The following is a 19106-nucleotide window of genomic DNA, read 5'->3' as shown; positions in this document are numbered from 1 at the left end:
GCGGGTGGTGAAATGGAAGGGTGGATCAGCCTTCACCGTAAGTTAATAGAGAGCGAGATTTGGGAGAAACCCCCGCTTTATATAAAGGTGTGGGTTTATCTTCTTCTTTCTGCTCAACATACGCAGTACAAAGGTCTACAACCGGGTCAACTGGTGACATCCATACCTGAGATCATAGAAGCTTGTAAATGGCGCGTTGGTGCTCGGATAGAACGGCCTAGTAGGGACCAAATTTATCAAATTATAGAGTGGCTGCGAAAACGGTCTGACGGGGGTAACGAAAGCAATGCGGGAGCAACAATGATCACGACGACGAAAGCAACGCAGAAGATGCTTATAACCATTAGTAACTATGCGGTTTATCAGAGAATCGGAATCAACGAAAGCAATGACGAAAGCAACGATGAAAACCCGTCGAACCCGCAACGAAAGCAACGACAACCCGATAATATAAACAATAATGATAATAATGACAACAATGATAATAACAATTCATCTTCTCGCAAACGCAAAAAACGCGTTTACGGATCGGATGATCGCTATTACAAAATGGCTCTTTACTTTCATCGAAAAATCATGGAACATGCTGCTGTTAATAAGGTGGAACATCTGGTCCGGGATGCCGACATGCAGAAGTGGGCCGATGAGTTTCGAAAAATCATAGAGATCAGCAAACGAGACCCTAGAGAACTTCAATCAATTATTGATTGGTGCACATCACATCATTTTTGGAGCAGCAATATATTGAGTCCTAAAAAGTTGAGGGAGAAGTATCAAGAGCTTGGTATCAAGATGGCAACGGAAAAAAAGGGCAGCCAGGGCAGCGGGAATCGGCAAGACCGGAGCAAAGAATACCTGAAAAAGCGAATGGGGGAGATAAACCGTGAACAACAAGGAACTTTTGCATCTCCTATCAGTGATAGTCACAGCTTACCCGACAGTTCAAGTTTCTGAGGAAATGGAAACTTTATGGAGATCAATGCTACAGGATGTTAGTTACAGTAAGGCCGCGGAAAACCTAGCCCAGCACATTAAAACGTCTAGATATCCGCCGACCATAGCCGATATCAGGGGGAACACCTCCCCCTTATCGGTGGATAACTTGCGGATACAGACCGAAGAGCGATTCCGGCTCATGGATGGTTGGGAGAGGAACGCATGTCCGCGACCGCGGCTAACGGAGGGCAAGCAACATGATTGATTTCAATATGGAGGCAGAACAGGCGGTTCTGGGAAGTATTCTACTTGATCGGAGCCAGGAAACTACGGCAAAAGCAGTTGAATGCTTAGAGCCCGAATACTTCTCTGAAATGCATCGTCCCGTGTTTGAAGCGATTCTTGATCTGTACGGGGAAGGGACGTCCATAGACATTCTGACATTATCAAATCGGCTCAATGATCGGGGAGCACCGGAAGACATTGGGGGTATTGATTACCTGGGAGATTTGGCCGAACATGTTCCATCAACTGCGAATGCAATCCATTACATCAAAATGATTGAGGCTGCCGGCATCAGGCGCAAGGCACTCGAAGCGCTGGAAGAACAGCGAAGACTGATAGAAGAAGAGGTTGACCCGCAAAAGGTCGTTGCAAGCTTCCAGGCTGCAGCTGAGGGATTGGGCGAAAAGGTACGGTCCGAGAGGAAGTTAACTCGTATCCATGAGGTTATGAGGAATCACGAGGACGAAATCGAGGCACGCAGCCAAACCAAAGGGATTACAGGCGTTCCGACTTGTGGAGCTGATCTGAATAAGCTTACAGGGGGTCGGCAGAAGGGGGATTTGATCATCGTAGCAGCACGGCCAAGCATGGGGAAGACCGCGTTTATGTTGAATGGGTCCGTAGCTGCCGCAAATGCTGGATATGCTACTGCTATCTTTAGCCTTGAAATGCCAGGAAAGAAACTTGGGGAGCGGATCATAGCCAACATCGGCAATTTGGACGGGAGCTTATTACGAACAGGGAATCTCGGTGAAGACGATTGGCCGAAATATACAACAGCCCGCTCCATATTAGATAAGATGCCGATTTATATCGACGATACTCCAGGAATCACCATCCAAGAAATAGCGGCTAAGGTCAAGCAGTTGAAGAAGGTTCATTCTGAATTACATGTTCAGATTGACTACTTGCAATTGATCAATTCCGGAAAGAAGTTTCAGAGTCGTGAGCAAGAAGTCGCCTATATCAGCAGAACATTGAAGCAGATCGCCCGCGACAATGATTGTCCAGTTGAAGTTTTGTCTCAGCTTAGTCGTGGTGTAGAACAGCGACAGGACAAACACCCGATGATGTCTGACCTTCGGGAATCCGGATCCATCGAACAAGACGCTGATGAAATAGATTTTCTTTATCGGGACGACTATTACAACGCTGAAAGTGAGAAAAAGAACATCGTTGAGATTATTGTTGCTAAGGGCCGGAACACTGGAACAGGTTTGGCCGAAATGATTTATTTAAAAAACTATAGTCGCTTTTGTGATATACATCGGATTCAATATTGAACGGTGGTGATGGTATGGAGCAATCAGCTTCCGACATTGAGAACATGGAAGACAATGTCCGTCTCATTATCAGGTATCAAAAAATTTTCCTCCGGCAACTGGAAGGTGCTTATCGAAGCAAGAAGCTGGATGATGTAACTTACCAAAAATTAAGGGCCGTAAATTGTACAGCCCAAACCAAGCAAGAAATTTATGATCACTTTGACAGACTCTTCAATGAATTGGTCGAATACTATCAAGAACGATTGAGAGAACGGATCTATAAAGGCGCTAAAATGTTGGATGCTATGGGGAAGAACCATCCAAAGTATCAACTATACATGGCTTTATATGATGAATTATGCGAAGAGTTGAAACATAGCGAAGAGGGGAGGGGGAAGGTTGGATATTTCAGCTAAGGATGCGGCCCAGCAACTCCACGAGATATTGAAGGCAGTGAGAGATAATTATGATCAGAATTTAGAAGAGATTGCTTATTGTGATGGTGAGTATCTTGATTTAAACCATGCCCTGGAATTCTTTGAACTGGATCAAATAGAGCGGCTTGAGTTGGCCAAACAGTTACAAGATAACCGTAGACGGCGGCGCAGGGCGAAAGATGAGAACGAAAGACTGCAGCCGTTGTATGACCTTGTGACCCAAAAGCAGGAGCTTGTCTCTGAGGTGAGCAAAGGGCGCCGAATGGTCCAGAACATCATTAGAAGCCAAGCCACTCGGAGATATACACCAAGGGTTAGAATAGATCTTCAACCCCTTTTCGAAGAAGCCCGGGCTGCGGCAAACCAAAATTGAAAAAGGATATCTAAATCAAAGGGAAAGGAAAACAGATGAAAATAAAAGCACATTCATATTGGGTATGGACGGCGAAGGCTGAACGACAAAATCCAAAATATTCAAAAGCTGGTGAACCTGTATGGCCGCACTACAGGATTGAGGCACCGGCCGAATGGCTGGAACAGGAACTAATATGCGACTCTTCAGACTTTCCAAGGGAAGGACAGGCTGATCTATTCGAATATATATGAATGGAGTGGGCATATGGGGCGGTGGTGCAAATGGAATTTTGGCCTAGTGTGACGGAAGAGGAAAAAAAAGCGGCTAAGAGATTATTGCAGACGTACCCTTTAATATGTAAGCGGATTGAAGTGTACTCCCAGAAAGAAAACCTGTCACCAGGAGAAAAGATACGGCTGATGGACGATAGACGCAAAAAGGCGGAGATTGAAGCGGGGTTTGAGTTGATCTTGGACGAAGAGGTGAGGCGGATCTTGGAACATCGTTACATCAAAGGGAACAAGCACAAATACACCAGAATGAGGTTCGAAGCAACGTATAGCGTATCGACAATTAATCGACGTATTGACGCGGGCGTTACGACCATTGCCGAATGCTTGAAACTTGCAGGAGTTATATAAAAATCTGACACTAAAGTGAGAACATCACGGGACTAATCTGATATTGGATCAACATTACAGTAGGGACATAGAGCTACGCGCTCGGGTGTCCCTGCTAACCCTTATCATTGCAGGACTCGGTTACATTGTGGGCTTCGCGCCTAGGCGTATATCGCCGGTGATGTAGCAAGCGGGGAATGCAGTTAAGATCACTGCAATTTGATTATGGCCTTCATGGTATAGGCAGGTTCGAATCCTGTCAAGGCCGAACGTCCATGGGTGGACATTAAGGTATTGAGATAACTATACGGCACGGTCTCGATACGCAAAAAAAAAGAGCAGCCTTTATGGCCGCTCTTTTACTTTTATGCCCAGCGCTTCTTTCAATCCGTTTTGAAGAACCTGGGAGAAATTCAAACCAGCTTCCTCACTGGCATCTCGTAGCCATTTGGGAAGCGTACAGTTCTTTGTCACGGCTTTGTTAGCCGCTTCATCACGATATGGCGGTAAAAACACATCGACAATCGCGATGCGGTCTGTTTCATTGTACAGCTCAATGTCGCGGAGGTCGGACGGCTCAGGTATCGGCAGATTCTTGTCTTCCATCTCAATGAGACGGTCAATCAACATCATTTTAGCCTCCTTAATCCCGGATACGACATTAGGAGCCAGCACAGCAGTTCCCGGAATATCAGGGAAGTACAAGCTCACTCCATCATCGGACTGTTCAATAACAACCGGATAAATGTGTGTGTCTTTCATGGGACCACTCCTTCAAATTCTATTTTACATTACATTCAATGCTACGATTCACGGGAGGCAAACGATTAGGGGAGAAGAAGGGGTTAGAATTTAACCCCTGATGTCTTCTCGATACTCTTGAGTGTTCCAATCGGTATGGTTTGTCCGCTACTGTGGTAACTAATGTCCGCGTAGCGGGTGGGGTCAGTTTGATGTTTCCATCTTTTATGACTCCCGCCGCCAGTGTGAGAGGGGGAAGGTCGAAACCCTTCCTTTCTCAACCGTTGAATCACTTCTCTAACCGTTATCTGTTTCCCCATCGCTTACCTCCCTTCCATGATTCTATTATAACACGCATCATAATGCGCGTCAACCAATAATACGCATAAAAGCGCGTGTAATTTGCGATTGTAGCTATTTGGCCGAAGGCCATCGATGCGGCCGAATCATCCCAGCGGAGCGGGGGCCGGATAACAAGGTTTTAAGTCGCCTATCTATAGGCGGCTATTTTCATTTCTCAAGAAAGGGTGAAGTACAAGGTGGGATATTCAGAAACGGTATTTACTCGTGAAGAATTACACAGTGCTATGGACGCGCTTGATCGATTGGGGAAACAGTACACCATCGAGAAGATCACAAAAAATATAGTAACGGAAAAAGATGAAGAAGATTCATTCCGACTCTATCCATCCAAAGAGAAGCATCCGCATTTATTCGATCGTTGGACCATAAGGGAAATGTAACAAGTGGCTCTGAAAAAGTTCTGCCGTCACACAGGCTGTAAGCAGCTAACCACAGCCGGTTACTGTGAAGACCATCCCAAGCAATCATATGACCGGAAGCGGGGCACATCAGCGGAGCGGGGATATGATCACATTTGGAGGCGGGAGCGGAAAAAGTTCCTTAAAGAGAACCCGCTTTGTATCGACTGTTACGCAGCGGGGGAGCTGACACCCGCTACAGACGTTGATCACGAGATTCCGCACCGCGGCGATCCGGTTCTGTTCTGGGATAAAAGTAACTGGCGGGCACGCTGCCATAGCTGCCACAGCCGCAAGACGGCCAAAGAGGATGGAGGGTTTGGTAATGGAGGTTAAACCAATCGATATATTCAAATGGGACATTACTGGTGTAGAAGTAACAAGCCCACAAACATCCATCATCCGCATATATATTCCCGGCAGCGTAAAAAACAAGGATCGCCTATATGTTCGACTGAATATATGGGATAAGCTGCGCGGGCTGTCTCTTGAGGATAAGACTCTTTCAGTCCTAAAGAAGTGGGAGCAAATATGTGCAAGAAAGAACGCTGAAATAGACCGCTGTCGTGCGGCCCAGAAGATCATACTGACACGGCACCGGCAATGGAGGGGTACGAATGGACAATAGTCTACATGCAGGTGGTACGCTGAGAAGTGGTGAGCACATCGCTCATCTATACAATGACCATGTACTACCACATGGGGAAATAGAAAAGATTAAGAGTTCATTGAATCTCAGTGTGAAGGTCAGGTTCGAAGACTGGTATGAGGTGTTGATTCAGAAGATGGGCAGCGCCTTGCAAGAAGCAATCAATGCCGGCATGCCGGGTAAACTTGCAGGCGATGTATTGAAGGACAGTCTGAGCAACACCCTAAAACATGCGCTGGTTATAGGAACGGTGACCGACGAGCAAGATGCAATGAGTATTGAGGACAGGATCAGGGCCGCAGTGAATGAAGGGGCAGTATATCAGGTGGTACATTACATGCGCGGCGAAGGTGCATCCAGTGCTATACGAAAGATCGCCAAGGAACGAAAGGGAGTTATCCTAGTTGCTGATAAGATGGGCGACTGGAAACGATGGGGTGATGGTTGGCTAGACAAGGTTGTTATTGTAGATGCCTTGCCGGAAGATGAGGCGCGTCGATGGCGTAACCTTGTGGGTATTAAAAACCGGGTCATCTATGTGAAGCCAAGCAAAACAAGCACCTCATGAGAGCGATTCTAAGGGGGTATAGAGGCGTCCGTGACCTGGCCCTCCCGAACACACGTCTGAGGGTGCTCAGGGGGTAGGGGGGGTCAAATCTCTGGGGGCTTTTGCCTAGTTGACCGCGCGCCCCCTTATTCGCGCAAAAATTCGTTTTTTGAAATTTTCTGAGATTTTGGGAGGTGAACCCGATGGGACGGAACGGAAAGCCGATAGGCCTTCACCTCGCAGAGGGGAATCCGAACCGATTAACAAAAGAGGAAATTCGGCAGCGACAAGAGAGCGAAATCAAGCTTGGGAAAACGGAGCTCGACAAGCTCAAACCCCCGGAATACGTGAAGAGTGACACCATCGCCTATAAGCAGTGGAAGGATTGCTTAAAGGAATATAAGGCAGCAGCTCAGCAGGGCGTTGAGCTTTTAACGTCTTCGGATGTCGGGCTGCTGGCGATGTATTGCAAGACGTATTCGGAATATGAAAGGCTGCTGAAACAATATCAAAGGATTGAAAAAATAGCGATAAACGAGGACGTTTTGCTCGAATATTTTGAGAAATTCGAGGAAGCGAACGAATTTGAAGCTAGGGCTCAGATGTATTTATCACAGCTCGCGTCCATCGAGGGAATCTTGAAGATCGAGACGGCGATCAACAAGAAAATGGACATGCTGCTTAAAATGCAGGACCGTCTTTTCCTGAATCCACTCGCCAAGATCAAGAACGTGCCGAAACCGAAGAAAGAAGATAAGCCGCCAAGTAAATTTGGACGATTCGGGGCAAATCGCAGTGGTTAGCGCTCAGATTTACCCTTATAACACGGTTACGGAGCTAGATCGGGTCACCGCCTACGCTCAAGAGGTGGTTTCAGGCAGGATTATTGCCGGCCAGACGCAGCGGCAGGCATGCGAACGACACTTAAAAGACCTTGAGCGGCAAGGAACGGACGAATTTCCATTCGTTTTCGACCCGGAAAAGGCTCATGAAATCATCGATTTCGCCGAAAGTTTGACGCTTGCCGAGGGGGAAGAGCCCGAACCGCTCAGGCTTTGGGGCTTCCAAGACTTCATTTTCGGAAGCTGGAACGGCTGGCTGAACATGGATGGGTACCGAAGATTCCGCACATCCTACGTCCAAGTGGCCCGGCAAAACGGGAAATCACTCGGGAATGCGGTTCCGGCACTGTTTTATGGCAATTTTGACGGCTATAATTACCCGCAAATCTACTGCGCAGCGACGAAAGAGGACCAGGCACGCATTGTTTTGAAGGAATGTCTTAAATTCATCAATGCGGATCCGGAACTCGGCGGCAGTAAGTACGAGGAAGGGCTATTCACTTCCAAGGAATATAAGAGTACGATTCTCTGCAACATCACCCGCGGGGAAATCAAGGCGATAGGTCGAGATACCGAGACGATTGACGGTTTCCGGCCTTATTTTGCGTCCGTCGATGAATATCACAAGCATAAGACGAACCAAATGTACAAGCTGCTAACGGGCGGACAACGCAAGCTTAAACAATGTTTGACCTCAATCATAACAACCGCCGGCTTTGACTTGAATCTGCCGTGCTACGAGGAATATGAGTACGGTAAGATGATCCTGGCCGGGCTCCATGTGGACGAAACTCATTTCGTTTTCATATGTGAGCTGGATAAAGGCGATGACATCTGGGATGAAGCCAACTGGCCGAAGGCGAACCCACTCTGGACAGAGGAAACGTTAGCCAGCCTGCGCGCCGATGCGATCAAAGCGAAGAAGAAACGCGGCGCGGATCTCCGAGATTTCATGACAAAGGGCCTCAATATTTGGGTGCAATTCGCAGATAACCAGTACATGAACATGGAGCACTGGAAGCAATGCGAATCCGACACCACGCTTGAAGCGATGCGGGGCCGAGAATGCTATCTCGGGCTCGACCTTTCGTCCGGCGGCGACCTGACATCTGGCTGCTTGGAGTTCCCTTTGGACGATGGTCCGCACCGGCAATACTACGTGCATTCCCACAGCTTCATGCCGGCGGCTCGGGTTGACGAGCATGTGCAATCGGATGATGCTCCGTATGATATGTGGATCATGGACGACTTGATCACGGTGACCGAAACCTTGGGCGGCGTGAAGACGGACTATAAATACATCATCCGGTACTACAAAGACCTAATTAAAAAATACGAACTGAAACTCAAAGGCATCGCTTATGACCCACATAATGCCGATGCCTTTTTGTCTGACCTGGAAGAGTTCGGCGTGGATTGTGTCGAGATCGTCCAGAGCGCGCGCAGTTTGAACGATGCCACCGTCGATTTCCGGCTGGAAGTGGAAGCGGGCAACGTGAGTTATGACCGAAACAATAAGCTGCTGACATGGTCCATGGTCAACGCCAAGACGGTAAGCAACAGCTTCGGCGAAATCAAGATCGATAAGGATCCGAAAGCCAAGACCAAGCGGATCGACCCGATTGACGCTGTCATCAATGCGCACAAACTTTGCATGGCGAACAGAACGAAGCGGTCCGTGTACGAAGAACGAGGGGTCCGGACGATTTAACGCTGGAAGGGGGTGAAAACACTGAGGATTCCTATTATCTCACGTTGGTTAGAGAAACGAAGTGAATCGAGCGATCTGAGCAATCCGAAGCGCTGGCTTTACAATGCGCTAGGAATTCCCTACGGGAACAGCATTGTTGTCACTGAACGTTCGGCTATGAGGTCTACAGCCGTCCTGACATGCGTTCGTATTTTGGCCGAAACTGTGGCGTCGTTACCTCTACCCGTGTATAAGCGCCTTAAACCACGAGGAAGAGAGCGAGTGAGTCACCCTGTAGGCGACCTGTTGCAACGGAGACCAAATCCAAGGATGACAGCTTTCACTTTTCGAGAAACCATGATGACCCATATTTTATTGTGGGGGAACTGTTACGCCGAAATCGAGTATGACGGCAAGGGAGATATCAAGGCCTTATGGCCGATACCACCGCACCGGGTAGAACATATGGAAACGGAAGCGGGTGACCCATTCTTTAGGGTGACGACTTCAGATGGAAAGCAGCATAATGTCCCTTTTTACGCTATGTTTCATATTCCAGGCCTCGGGTTTGACGGAAAAAAGGGGATATCCGTTATTCAGTGGGCAAAGCGGTCTATTGAACTTGCGCTAGCTACGGAACAATTCGGAGCCGACTTCTTCGAAAATGGTACAAATGTGGGCGCTGTCGCGACCCATCCCGGTACCTTAACGGACGAAGCGTTTGAACGTTTAAAACAATCCCTGCGTGAGAAGTACGAAGGATTAGGAAAGGCGCACCGGCTTATGCTGCTTGAGGAAGGCATGACATTCTCGAAGAACACCATACCGCCGAATGATGCTCAGTTTTTGGAGACGAGGAAATTTCAGATTCTAGAAATTGCCCGGATCTTCCGCGTTCCTCCGCATATGATGGCGGATTTGGAGCGGGCCACATTCTCAAACATTGAGCATCAAAGCACGGATTTCATCGTTCATTCGGTCCGCCCTTGGTTGATCCGGTGGGAGCAAACAATCAACTGGAAACTGTTCAGCGAAACAGAGCAGCAACGTCTATTTGCTGAGTTTCTTATCGAAGGCTACCTTCGGGGCGATTCCGCGGCCCGAGCTGCCTTCTATAAAGAAATGTTCAACATCGGCGTGTACTCGCAAAACGACATTCGGGAGAAGGAGAACGAAAACCCTATTCCGGGCGGAGACCGATACTTTGCGCCGTTGAATATGATTCCTCTGGATCTCTTGGACGAGTATTACAAGGGCAAGCTTGCGCCAAAAGAAGCATTGAAGGGAGGTGATAACGATGAAGGAGAACAAGAAGGAGCAGAGGGAATGGGTGCTGCCGGAGAGTCGGCCGGAGGTCCGGAAGGTTGACGGCGAACCGACAAAAATTGTAGGGTATGCGGTCCGCTGGGATCAGTTATCACACCCGATTTTTGGGATGTTCCAGGAGAGATTCAAGCGCGGAGCATTCACGGCCAGCTTGATTAACCCCGATGTTTACGCCTCTTGGCAGCATGATTCACGGGAAGTCCTGGGAAGAACACCGAACACGCTTGCGCTCATTGAGGATGACATTGGGCTCAGGTACGAGATTACGCCGCCAAGCTGGGCGGAAAAACACATTGAGACGATCGAGCGCGGAGACGTGCGAGGGTCGTCTTTTATTTTTCGCTCGGTCGTGGAGGAATGGGACGAAACGAATTCGGATATGCCGATCCGTTCCATTATTGAAGCGGAGCTGTTCGAAGTAAGTCCGGTTACTACCCCGGCTTACCCTCAGTCGTCGGTCGGTATTCGCTCGGCAGAGGATATTTTCAATTCCAGGCCTCAACCGAACACCCATACAGCAAATGACGAAGAACAGCGCGATGCTGCATTGCTGGATTTGGAAATGCGATTAAAAAAATTGAACTTATAGGAGTTGGTCATTGTGAAAAACCTGATCGAACTGAGAAAGAAACTTGCAGCAAAGAAGGATGAAATGCGCTCGATGATCGAGGCTGCCCAAGGCGAGAAACGCGGCTTCACGGATGAAGAAGAGACGAAATTCACGGGGTTGGAAGCTGAGGCAAGGGATTTAGAAAGTGAAATCAAATTGGAAGAGCGTTCGCAAGCCCTTGCGATGTCTGGCGGCGGCACCAAGCGCACACCGGACGATCCGCAGCATGAATCTGAATTCCGCAGCTTTGGAGAGATGGTGAAAACCTATCGAGAAAATCCGCATGATGAACGCCTTAAAGAATACCGCGAGCTGGCGATGAAGAATAACACCAGCGGCGGTATTTTTGTTCCTCCGCAATTTTCGGCGCAGCTCTTCGAAGTAACACCAGAATCGGCAATCGTGCGCCCGCGTGCACTGGTGATTCCTGCCGGCGAGGATACGCCGGATGCAAGCATGACGTTCCCGGCGCTTGATCAAGGGGCGGGAAGCAACATGTACGGCGGCGTTGAAGTCAACTGGATCGGTGAGGGCGATGAAAAGCCGGAAACCAATGCCAAGTTTAAAGACCTGAACTTGACGCCTCATGAAGTAGCCGGCCATATCGTCGTTACGGACAAATTGCTCCGGAACTCGTCGGCCATCAATACAATTGTCACCCGATTGTTCCGCGGGGCCATTGCTGCAGCCGAAGATGATGCGTTCTTGTACGGCAACGGTACGGCTAAGCCGCTTGGCGCGATTAGTTCCCCGGCAACCGTGACGGTGGCAAGGAAGACAGCCGGCACTATCACCTATGCCGATATTGTCGGCATGTTGGCGAAAGCGAAGCTCGGCGGAAATCTGGTATGGGCTGGTTCCCAATCGATCCTGCCGCAATTGCTGACGATGAAGGACGATGCCGGAAATCTGATCTTCCAGCCGAATATTGCGGATAAAATGACAGGCACCTTGCTGGGCTATCCGATCCGATTCTCTGAAAACTCCCCAATCCTGGGCGAGGACGGCGATCTGGTACTGACGGACTTTGGTTACTACGTGATAAAAGATGGCGCGGGGATCTTCATCCAGGCTTCCGAACATCCGTTGTTCAAGCAGAACAAAACGATCATCAAGGCGTTTTGGAACGTAGACGGCAAGCCTTGGCTTAATGGTCCGCTGACACTCAAGAATGGTTACGAAGTATCGCCGTTTGTGAAGCTGGGCATCCCTGCACCGTAACCCTAAGCCCGGCTTTGCCCGGGCTTTATCTTATTTAGAAAGTGAGTGATTATCATGGCTGAGAAAACAAAGCATTACCATGTCACGAATGATTTCGTAGACAAGGAAACGAACGAAATCATCACGAAGGGCTCCATTTATGAAGCTGACGAGGACCGGGCAGCCGTCTTGAAGGCCGCGGATGTGATCGGTAAGGAAGCAAGCAAAGCCGAAATCGAGGAAGCCAAGAAAGCGGCCGAGAAGGGCGCAGATGGTGATAAAAATGCTGGCAAGTCTGAAAAAAGCTAAACGATTTTTTGGCGTTCCGGAAGATGACACATCCCAGGACCTTGAAATCATAACGGTCTTGAAAGCAGCATCGGCAGCCATTGAACGGGAAACAAATCGGAGTTACGCATACAAGCCATATCGGCAAACGCTGGACGGCTCTGGAACCCAATTCCTCCGACTCCGAAATTATCCCGTTCATGAGGTTTTCATGCTCCGAGTCGAGGGAAAACAACAGGATCCCGATTCCTTTGTCATCGAACCCGAAAACGGTATGCTGTTTCGGCGCACTGGCTGGCCCTGTGGGGCGCGATTGGTCGAGGTGGAGTATTTGGCCGGGTATATCCTGCCAAGCGACGAGGCGGGCGCACCGCCGGCCACACTGCCGGAAAATATTGAGCTGGCCTGCATCATGTTTGCTCAAATACTGCTGCGCTCCCCGGGCGTGAAGTCGGAGCGGGTAGGAGATATTTCCGTGACCTATGACGAGAGCAAGGGGCTGCCGGATGTCGTCAAAGCGCTGATTCAGTTGTGAGGTGATTTAGGATGCCGAAGAAGAGGCGCCGAAGCTACCGCCGGGCAAACATTGAGGTCACGGAAGATACTTACCTGCCGGGGATCATCGAAACGCTGCAGGACTTGGTCACGCGTGAGGTTCATATCGGGGCTCAAGGTGACGAAGAACTGGCGATGATCGCCGGCATCCATGAATACGGATCGATCAAGGCCGGCATTCCGGCCCGGTCCTTCATAGGCTCCGGGAAGAAAAAGGCACAAACTCCGATCGCCCGCGTGGTCAAAGAGGGTGTAGTCGAGTTGGTGACTGGAAACCTCGATGCCGATGACTTGCTGCGAAAAATTGGCGATGTCGGAAAGGAGCGAGTGCTCAAAAACTTCGACAAGCTCCGCACTCCGCCTTTATCTCCGATCTACGCCAAGCGGAAGGGGAATAAGAAGATCCTGCGGGATGAAGAGCAGCTTCGGGAATCGATCACAGCGGTCATTGTACCGAAGAGGGGAGGACGGCGGTAGTGATGTTCCGTTTTAACTCAATCATCAAGAAATACGAAAAGCCCTATTTCCTGGTGCGGCCGGGCGATGGTCAAGGGTATGACGAATACGGCGATCCGATCCCCGCCGAGCCTGTCCGGGTTGCGCTAAAGGGGCATTTCCAGCCAGTTTCGGCGGAGTTGCAGTTGGCCGAAGGTGGCAATTACACGGCTGACGACCGAGCGCTCTTTACGGCGCATCGGCACGAGCCTGGGGACCTGATTGAATATCAAGGCATTCAATACACCATCGACATGCCGGAAGATCGGGACTACCGAGACACGAACAAATACATTGCCAAAAAGAGGGTTGTCAATGATCCCGTATAATGACATTCGAAAGCTGCTGGTGCAAAGTTTATCCGAGTATACCGGCCTGCAGGTCATTCACATGAACGGTGGCGGCAGCATTCCGCAAACGGCATTCTTGACGTATCATTTCGAACCCGGTTTTGAGCGCGTTCGCGGCTTCCCGGTCGAGATCCACAGCGGGGATCATATTAAACAGATTGAGACGGTGGAATTTACCGTCTCTTTTTTGTCTTATGCCGACGATCCCCCGACCAGCATGAACAACGCGCTGCGGGCGCGGGAATGGTTCAAAACGGACGGTCACGATATCTTGAAGGATGCCTTTTGGATCATCGTTCATGAAATCGGCCGCGTCGAGAACCGGGATATTGCTGTTGAGGCTGAATGGGAGCGCCGGCATGGGTTCGAGGTGGTGTTCAGAATGCCAGAAGTTTCGCGAAGCAAGCTGTATCCGATTGAAAAAGTAAATATAGAAGGAGCTGGTACCATTGTCAGCAATTAAAGACGTAAACGTCATTATTGACATTCAGAAGCCAACGCCGATAGTCGGTTTCGGTAAACCGTTGATCATCGGCACGTCTGCAACGGCAAAGCCATACAAAACCTACACGGAACTATCCGAAGTGGCAGCCGAATTCACTACAGGTTCGGAGGTCTACAAGGCGGCTAAAGCAATTCTCGACCAAGACAACCGACCGCCAGAGGTTGCGGTGATGCTGCGGGCGACGGCCGGCACATGGGATGATTTCCTGCCAACGATCTTCGATAAAGATTGGTACTTTGCGGTATGCACTCGCAGCACGTTGGAGGACATCACGGCAATCGCCGATGCCATTGAGGCTGCGGATGCCCGGCAATTTGCGGTCAGCACAAGCAGCAAAGATGATATGACGGCGATTAAAGCCAAGGAATATAAGAACACCTTTGTGTTCTACCACACCAATATTGACAATTACCCAGAGGCGGCATTGGTCGGGGAAGCGGGGTCGAAGCCAGTTGGAAGCATTACTTGGAAGGGGCAGCGCCTGAAAGGGATTCAACCTTTGGATATTACGGCAGCCGAGCTGCGGGAGATTCACGACCTTGGCGCCCTCACCTACGTAACCAAAGCGGGCGACCCGGTCACATCGGAAGGTAAAACCGTCTCCGGTGAGTATATCGACGTCATCCATTCCAAGCACTTTGTCATTCACACACTGGAATACGAAGTGCAGAAGCTGTTCAACAACGCTAGGGACCGGAAGATTGGGTATGACAACACCGGCATTGCTCAAATCGAGGGCGTTGTGCGCACCGTGCTGCAGCGCTGCTTGAATCAAGGCATCATTGCCCGGGGAGCGGACGGCGTTGGATTGTACAGCACCACGTTCAAGACGAGGGAGCAAACAACGCCACTAGAGCGGGCGAGCCGGGTCTATAACGGCGGTACGTTTGCATTTGAGTTGGCCGGAGCGATCCACGAAACCACTATTCGCGGCGTAGTGACCTATTAAGGAGGGGAAACGAAGTGGCAGTAAAAACATATGATCCGAAAGATTTAACGGTCATGGTTAACGGCGTGTACCTTACCGGATTTGGTGAAGATATGGCCGAATTCGAAAAGGACGAAGACGGATATGAGACAAAGGTTGGAGCGCAAGGGGATGTAGTGAGGGCCAAAATCAATAACCCATTGGCAACGTTGTCTATCACGCTCCTTGCAACAAGCCCGCAAGTATCAATGCTAGACAAACTTGCCGTGTCTGGGGAGCTGGTTCCGGTATCCGTTATCTATAACGGCGAACCGAAGGAGACCATCACGGTGACGGAGGCTTATATCAAGAAGCCGGCAGCGCGGTCCTACGGTACCGAGGCTGGGGATCGAGAATACGAAGTTCAATGTCTTGACGCAGATATTAGCTAAATCAATCCAAATTAAAGAAAAGGGGTAATCCAAATGACAAACTTCAAACAGAAAACCTATACATCTAAATCAGGAACAGAGTACGTATTCCAATTTCCAGGCGTCCGGGCCGTATCCAAAATCAATGATGCCAGCAAAAATAAATTCGGTGTTGTGATGGAGGAACGGTTGGCTGATGAAATGCTGAAGCACGTTATCGTTAATCCGAAACTGAAAATTGACGATTTCCCGACCTACAAAGAATATTCCGAGGTCATTAACGCCGCGTATGAGTTTATTTCCGGCCGGGATCAGGACGGTGAAGACAGTGACGATCAGCAAGGCGGAAGCGGAACGGAGGGCTAGGGAACGCTGGCCCATGTGGCGGTTGCTGCTCTCGGATATGAACATCACCTACAGCGATTTAGACCGGATGGATTTTGACGACATCATGGAGGCGAATGCAGCTCTGGACATCCACATCAAACAACAGCAAAAAGACCAGCAAAAGAAGTGAGCGCCCCCGGGCGCTCTTTTTTGGTTTGGAAGGGGGGTGTAGTGGGTGGCTGTTATAAGTAACCTCATGTTTGCGGTTGGCTTCAAGGTGGCTGATGGAGCTCTGAGGAAGGCCGACAAGCAAGTACAGGAGATGGAGACGAATTGGGCCGCTGTCGGGGTGGCTGCCGGAGCGGTAACGGCTGCGGTTGTTGGAATCGGTGTGGCTGCGGTGAATGCGGCCAACGAATTTAACGACTCGATGAAGACCGTCCAAATGGCGACTGGTATGACGGCCGAACAGATGGAAGAAACGAAGGCCATTGCTACGGACCTGTACAACGATAACTTTGGGGAGAACTGGCAGGACCTTGGGAGCGCCATAGCCGAAACAGCCAAAATCACGCAAACGCAAGGCGAAGCACTCAAGGAAATGACTCAGGATGCTCTTCTCTTGCGGGAAGCCTTCGGATATGAGGTGTCTGAATCGGTACGATCGGTTGATACCATGATGAAAAACTTTGGTATCACATCCGAACAGGCCTTTTCACTAATTGCTCAAGGTTCGCAAAAGGGCCTGGACTATTCTGGGGAATTGCTCGATTCCCTAGATGAATACTCGGTCCATTATAAGGAACTTGGCTTCGATGCAGAATCAATGTTCGATGTCATGGCGGCGGGGGCCAAGGAAGGTGCCTTTAACTTAGACAAAATCAATGATGCCGTGAAGGAATTCACCATCCGGTCCAAGGATGCCGGCGACACCGGAGCAATCGAGGCCTACGAGATGCTGGGGCTTAACGCCGAAAAAATGATGAGGACGTTCGCGGAAGGCGGGCCGGAAGCGAAGGCGGCATTCGATCAAATCATTTCGATGATCGGAGACATTGCCGATCCTGTGGATCAGAACACGGTAGCCCTTGGGTTGTTCGGAACCCAATTCGAGGACTTGCAATCGGATGTCATTCTAGCGATGGGATCCGCCCGAAATGAGTTCGATATGACTATCGATAAAATGGGCGAGTTGAATGCGATCAAGATGAACACTCCCGGAGAGGCATTCGCCCGGATCGGCCGGCAGATGGAAACAGGGATCCTACAGCCCTTGGGTGATAAGTTGTTGCCATACCTTGTAGAGTTCTCCCAATGGCTAGAGCAGACCGGGCCGAAAATAACAGAGGTTGGCGGCGCTGTTATGGATTCGTTAGCGGCTGGATTCAGTATTGCTGGTGATACTGCAAAATTCCTAGCAGACAATATTGATGTTATTGGCCCTGCATTAGGTGCGTTCGCTATGGTTATGGGCATTAAACTTATTCCGACCATGTGGGCTATGGCTGCGGCCGGATGGGCTGCGGTAGCGCCATGGCTGCCGTTTGTCGCGATCGCACTCGGCGTGGCTGCTGCAGTAGCCGGAGTGATCCTGATTTTCAAAAATTGGGGTGCAGTTAGTACATGGCTAACCAACGTTTGGAACACCTTTAAAACCTGGGTTGTTGGTCTCTTCAATTCCATAGTGGAGTTTTTCGTGACATGGGGAACTGCTGCCTGGAACGCTATTACCTCTGTCGTCATGAGTATCGTCAATACCGTGGTGGCAAATTGGAACGCTTTTGGAGAAATGACCAGGGCCGTATTCAGTGCGATAGTGGCTTTCTTCACCAATACATGGAATACGATCTGGAACACCATTTCGACAATTGCGAACAATATCGCTTCGTTTGTCACCGGGGTATGGGACAAAATCAAGAACACGGCAACCAGCACTTGGGAAGGGATATCCACAGGACTTACGAATATGTGGACGAACGTCAAAAACAACTTCGCTAACGGTGTAAACTTTATCACTGGCCTGATCAATAGCATGATTCGAAAAATCAACAGCGCCTTATCGATCAAGTTGCCGGATTGGCTGGGCGGAAAAGAATTCGCCATCAACATCCCGGAAATTCCGGAAATCCCGGTGGACGGCAGCCACGCAAACGGCCTTGCGAATGTTCCATTTGACGGATATATCGCGGAGCTGCACGAAGGCGAGCGAGTATTGACGGCTGAAGAAAACAAAGCGTATTCCTCTGGCGGAGAATCGGCACCTTTGGCGCCTGCGCGTGCAAGCAGTTCAGGCGGTGCTACGACAAGGCAGGAAATTAGTTTGAATATCAATCTGTCTGGTTCTACGCTGGGACCGAATGAGGAATCGGTTCTATTGGCGAAAATTAACGATCTGTTTGAGAGTGTGGCTCGTCGAAATGGCTTGGAGGTGGCTGCGGACTAATGGCAACGATCAATGGGCATTACCTCATGGTGGAAGACGAATCGTATGATTTTTCCGTGGATGTCACGGAGCAACCGGTGGAGAAGGATATCGACGTAACGGATCACGTGCAGCGTAAACCTCGGGTACTTTCTCTGACCGGATCCGTTGTGGAAAACGCGGCCAAGATTGAGACCTTTTTGAAGGAAGCCAGCGAGAAGGGGACTCTTGTTCGGTACGTTGGCCGGACGACCTTCTCGGGCCTCATCACCGGGTTTGCTCCGACCCGGAGCTATCGGAATGCGACCGGATTTGATTTCTCCCTATCCATCAAGGAAATTCGTATTGCGACAACATCATACGTTAATGATTTGCCGGTGCCGATCAAGGCGCAAACGGTGAAAATCGTCAATTCCGGCACCAAACAGACCAAGAACAAAAAGAAAAGCAAGAGCAGTTCCAAATCGAAAACAAAGAATAAAAAGGCGTCCAAGGCAGCCACAAAAGAGCAAGTGAAAAGGGTGAAATTCAAGCCGGGAAGCCCGTGGGCGCAATGAGGTGA

At 49.7% G+C, this 19106-nt stretch carries 26 protein-coding genes; 24 read left to right on the top strand and 2 right to left on the bottom strand.

Translation table 11 applies throughout. From position 1 onward, the window contains the following. Window positions 1-12 precede the first annotated feature (12 nt). The 5 genes from CHH67_RS19875 (at window position 13) to CHH67_RS19845 (ending at window position 3919) form a co-directional block, all read left to right on the top strand. On the top strand, window positions 13-954 hold the full coding sequence (locus CHH67_RS19875; protein WP_095267103.1) for a hypothetical protein: 942 nt from the start codon (window positions 13-15) through the stop codon (window positions 952-954). A 239-nt stretch (window positions 955-1193) separates the two neighbouring features. Then, window positions 1194-2504 carry a replicative DNA helicase gene (gene dnaB, locus CHH67_RS19865; RefSeq protein ID WP_095267101.1) on the top strand — a complete coding sequence of 437 codons (1311 nt, stop codon included), beginning with the start codon at window positions 1194-1196 and terminating at the stop codon, window positions 2502-2504. Window positions 2505-2518: 14 nt separating this feature from the next. Beyond that, on the top strand, window positions 2519-2902 hold the full coding sequence (locus CHH67_RS19860; protein WP_095267100.1) for a hypothetical protein: 384 nt from the start codon (window positions 2519-2521) through the stop codon (window positions 2900-2902). Continuing rightward, entirely contained in the window at window positions 2886-3296 is a 411-nt protein-coding gene (locus CHH67_RS19855; protein WP_095267098.1) for a hypothetical protein, read from the top strand. Before CHH67_RS19860 ends, CHH67_RS19855 begins: the two co-directional genes overlap by 17 nt. Before the next feature lie 233 nt (window positions 3297-3529). Next, window positions 3530-3919, top strand: a complete 390-nt coding sequence (locus CHH67_RS19845) for a hypothetical protein (protein WP_095267095.1) — start codon at window positions 3530-3532, stop codon at window positions 3917-3919. Window positions 3920-4243: 324 nt separating this feature from the next. On the opposite strand, the gene CHH67_RS19840 is transcribed toward CHH67_RS19845, so the two are convergent. Next, window positions 4244-4660, bottom strand: a complete 417-nt coding sequence (locus CHH67_RS19840; RefSeq protein WP_095267094.1) for a type II toxin-antitoxin system HicB family antitoxin — start codon at window positions 4658-4660, stop codon at window positions 4244-4246. 83 nt (window positions 4661-4743) lie between these two features. Continuing rightward, window positions 4744-4959, bottom strand: a complete 216-nt coding sequence (locus CHH67_RS19835; protein WP_095267093.1) for a type II toxin-antitoxin system HicA family toxin — start codon at window positions 4957-4959, stop codon at window positions 4744-4746. Window positions 4960-5178: 219 nt separating this feature from the next. Between CHH67_RS19835 and CHH67_RS26000 the strand changes: the two genes are divergently transcribed. The 19 genes from CHH67_RS26000 (at window position 5179) to CHH67_RS19745 (ending at window position 19101) form a co-directional block, all read left to right on the top strand. Further along, entirely contained in the window at window positions 5179-5382 is a 204-nt protein-coding gene (locus CHH67_RS26000; RefSeq protein ID WP_144029291.1) for a hypothetical protein, read from the top strand. A gap of 3 nt (window positions 5383-5385) precedes the next feature. After that, window positions 5386-5736, top strand: a complete 351-nt coding sequence (locus tag CHH67_RS19830) for an HNH endonuclease signature motif containing protein (protein WP_095267092.1) — start codon at window positions 5386-5388, stop codon at window positions 5734-5736. Between the two features lie 281 nt (window positions 5737-6017). Continuing rightward, window positions 6018-6617, top strand: coding sequence for a hypothetical protein (locus CHH67_RS19820; protein ID WP_095267089.1), 600 nt, complete (start codon window positions 6018-6020; stop codon window positions 6615-6617). A gap of 182 nt (window positions 6618-6799) precedes the next feature. Continuing rightward, on the top strand, window positions 6800-7399 hold the full coding sequence (locus tag CHH67_RS19815) for a terminase (RefSeq protein ID WP_095267088.1): 600 nt from the start codon (window positions 6800-6802) through the stop codon (window positions 7397-7399). After that, on the top strand, window positions 7392-9149 hold the full coding sequence (locus CHH67_RS19810) for a terminase large subunit (RefSeq protein WP_095267086.1): 1758 nt from the start codon (window positions 7392-7394) through the stop codon (window positions 9147-9149). The genes CHH67_RS19815 and CHH67_RS19810 overlap by 8 nt, the downstream gene beginning before the upstream one ends. Window positions 9150-9161: 12 nt before the next feature. Continuing rightward, window positions 9162-10496, top strand: coding sequence for a phage portal protein (locus CHH67_RS19805; RefSeq protein WP_095267085.1), 1335 nt, complete (start codon window positions 9162-9164; stop codon window positions 10494-10496). Beyond that, a complete protein-coding gene (locus CHH67_RS19800) occupies window positions 10426-11043 on the top strand; it encodes an HK97 family phage prohead protease (protein WP_095267083.1) in 618 nt (205 codons plus the stop codon). Before CHH67_RS19805 ends, CHH67_RS19800 begins: the two co-directional genes overlap by 71 nt. 12 nt (window positions 11044-11055) lie before the next feature. Then, on the top strand, window positions 11056-12285 hold the full coding sequence (locus CHH67_RS19795; protein ID WP_218832046.1) for a phage major capsid protein: 1230 nt from the start codon (window positions 11056-11058) through the stop codon (window positions 12283-12285). A gap of 54 nt (window positions 12286-12339) precedes the next feature. Continuing rightward, window positions 12340-12573, top strand: coding sequence for a hypothetical protein (locus tag CHH67_RS19790; protein WP_095267082.1), 234 nt, complete (start codon window positions 12340-12342; stop codon window positions 12571-12573). Beyond that, window positions 12536-13087, top strand: coding sequence for a head-tail connector protein (locus CHH67_RS19785; RefSeq protein WP_244908266.1), 552 nt, complete (start codon window positions 12536-12538; stop codon window positions 13085-13087). Before CHH67_RS19790 ends, CHH67_RS19785 begins: the two co-directional genes overlap by 38 nt. A gap of 11 nt (window positions 13088-13098) precedes the next feature. Next, on the top strand, window positions 13099-13584 hold the full coding sequence (locus CHH67_RS19780; RefSeq protein ID WP_095267079.1) for a phage virion morphogenesis protein: 486 nt from the start codon (window positions 13099-13101) through the stop codon (window positions 13582-13584). Between the two features lie 2 nt (window positions 13585-13586). Then, window positions 13587-13931 carry a head-tail adaptor protein gene (locus CHH67_RS19775; protein WP_095267078.1) on the top strand — a complete coding sequence of 115 codons (345 nt, stop codon included), beginning with the start codon at window positions 13587-13589 and terminating at the stop codon, window positions 13929-13931. After that, the gene (locus CHH67_RS19770) at window positions 13918-14415 is read left to right on the top strand and encodes a phage neck terminator protein (RefSeq protein WP_095267077.1); all 498 of its coding nucleotides are present in this window, start codon (window positions 13918-13920) and stop codon (window positions 14413-14415) included. The genes CHH67_RS19775 and CHH67_RS19770 overlap by 14 nt, the downstream gene beginning before the upstream one ends. Next, window positions 14402-15406 (top strand): DUF3383 family protein, encoded by a 1005-nt coding sequence (locus CHH67_RS19765; protein WP_095267076.1) that lies wholly within the window; start codon window positions 14402-14404, stop codon window positions 15404-15406. Before CHH67_RS19770 ends, CHH67_RS19765 begins: the two co-directional genes overlap by 14 nt. A 14-nt stretch (window positions 15407-15420) precedes the next feature. Then, complete coding sequence (locus CHH67_RS19760) at window positions 15421-15816, top strand: DUF3277 family protein (RefSeq protein WP_244908265.1); 396 nt, start codon at window positions 15421-15423, stop codon at window positions 15814-15816. A 33-nt stretch (window positions 15817-15849) separates the two neighbouring features. After that, window positions 15850-16161 (top strand): hypothetical protein, encoded by a 312-nt coding sequence (locus tag CHH67_RS19755; RefSeq protein WP_095267075.1) that lies wholly within the window; start codon window positions 15850-15852, stop codon window positions 16159-16161. Further along, on the top strand, window positions 16124-16312 hold the full coding sequence (locus tag CHH67_RS25995) for a hypothetical protein (RefSeq protein ID WP_144029290.1): 189 nt from the start codon (window positions 16124-16126) through the stop codon (window positions 16310-16312). The genes CHH67_RS19755 and CHH67_RS25995 overlap by 38 nt, the downstream gene beginning before the upstream one ends. A 66-nt stretch (window positions 16313-16378) precedes the next feature. After that, window positions 16379-18565 carry a phage tail tape measure protein gene (locus tag CHH67_RS19750; protein ID WP_144029289.1) on the top strand — a complete coding sequence of 729 codons (2187 nt, stop codon included), beginning with the start codon at window positions 16379-16381 and terminating at the stop codon, window positions 18563-18565. Continuing rightward, window positions 18565-19101 (top strand): phage baseplate protein, encoded by a 537-nt coding sequence (locus CHH67_RS19745; protein WP_095267073.1) that lies wholly within the window; start codon window positions 18565-18567, stop codon window positions 19099-19101. The genes CHH67_RS19750 and CHH67_RS19745 overlap by 1 nt, the downstream gene beginning before the upstream one ends. Window positions 19102-19106 lie beyond the last annotated feature (5 nt).

Origin of the sequence: Paenibacillus campinasensis, assembly GCF_002272015.1 — a bacterium.
Classification (GTDB): Bacteria; Bacillota; Bacilli; order Paenibacillales; family Paenibacillaceae; genus Paenibacillus_AQ; species Paenibacillus_AQ campinasensis.
Note: the sequence above shows the minus strand (reverse complement) of the source record. Positions and strands in the feature narration are given on the sequence as shown.

What these genes read in the sequence shown, in the direction of transcription:
- CHH67_RS19875 (WP_095267103.1), top strand. Translation starts at nt 13, where the DNA reads ATGGAAGGGTGGATCAGCCTTCACCGTAAGTTAATAGAGAGCGAGATT.
- dnaB (WP_095267101.1), top strand. Translation starts at nt 1,194, where the DNA reads ATGATTGATTTCAATATGGAGGCAGAACAGGCGGTTCTGGGAAGTATT.
- CHH67_RS19860 (WP_095267100.1), top strand. Translation starts at nt 2,519, where the DNA reads ATGGAGCAATCAGCTTCCGACATTGAGAACATGGAAGACAATGTCCGT.
- CHH67_RS19845 (WP_095267095.1), top strand. Translation starts at nt 3,530, where the DNA reads ATGGAGTGGGCATATGGGGCGGTGGTGCAAATGGAATTTTGGCCTAGT.
- CHH67_RS19840 (WP_095267094.1), bottom strand. Translation starts at nt 4,660, where the DNA reads ATGAAAGACACACACATTTATCCGGTTGTTATTGAACAGTCCGATGAT.
- CHH67_RS19835 (WP_095267093.1), bottom strand. Translation starts at nt 4,959, where the DNA reads ATGGGGAAACAGATAACGGTTAGAGAAGTGATTCAACGGTTGAGAAAG.
- CHH67_RS19820 (WP_095267089.1), top strand. Translation starts at nt 6,018, where the DNA reads ATGGACAATAGTCTACATGCAGGTGGTACGCTGAGAAGTGGTGAGCAC.
- CHH67_RS19815 (WP_095267088.1), top strand. Translation starts at nt 6,800, where the DNA reads ATGGGACGGAACGGAAAGCCGATAGGCCTTCACCTCGCAGAGGGGAAT.
- CHH67_RS19800 (WP_095267083.1), top strand. Translation starts at nt 10,426, where the DNA reads ATGAAGGAGAACAAGAAGGAGCAGAGGGAATGGGTGCTGCCGGAGAGT.
- CHH67_RS19790 (WP_095267082.1), top strand. Translation starts at nt 12,340, where the DNA reads ATGGCTGAGAAAACAAAGCATTACCATGTCACGAATGATTTCGTAGAC.
- CHH67_RS19785 (WP_244908266.1), top strand. Translation starts at nt 12,536, where the DNA reads ATGGTGATAAAAATGCTGGCAAGTCTGAAAAAAGCTAAACGATTTTTT.
- CHH67_RS19780 (WP_095267079.1), top strand. Translation starts at nt 13,099, where the DNA reads ATGCCGAAGAAGAGGCGCCGAAGCTACCGCCGGGCAAACATTGAGGTC.
- CHH67_RS19775 (WP_095267078.1), top strand. Translation starts at nt 13,587, where the DNA reads ATGTTCCGTTTTAACTCAATCATCAAGAAATACGAAAAGCCCTATTTC.
- CHH67_RS19770 (WP_095267077.1), top strand. Translation starts at nt 13,918, where the DNA reads ATGATCCCGTATAATGACATTCGAAAGCTGCTGGTGCAAAGTTTATCC.
- CHH67_RS19755 (WP_095267075.1), top strand. Translation starts at nt 15,850, where the DNA reads ATGACAAACTTCAAACAGAAAACCTATACATCTAAATCAGGAACAGAG.
- CHH67_RS19750 (WP_144029289.1), top strand. Translation starts at nt 16,379, where the DNA reads ATGTTTGCGGTTGGCTTCAAGGTGGCTGATGGAGCTCTGAGGAAGGCC.
- CHH67_RS19745 (WP_095267073.1), top strand. Translation starts at nt 18,565, where the DNA reads ATGGCAACGATCAATGGGCATTACCTCATGGTGGAAGACGAATCGTAT.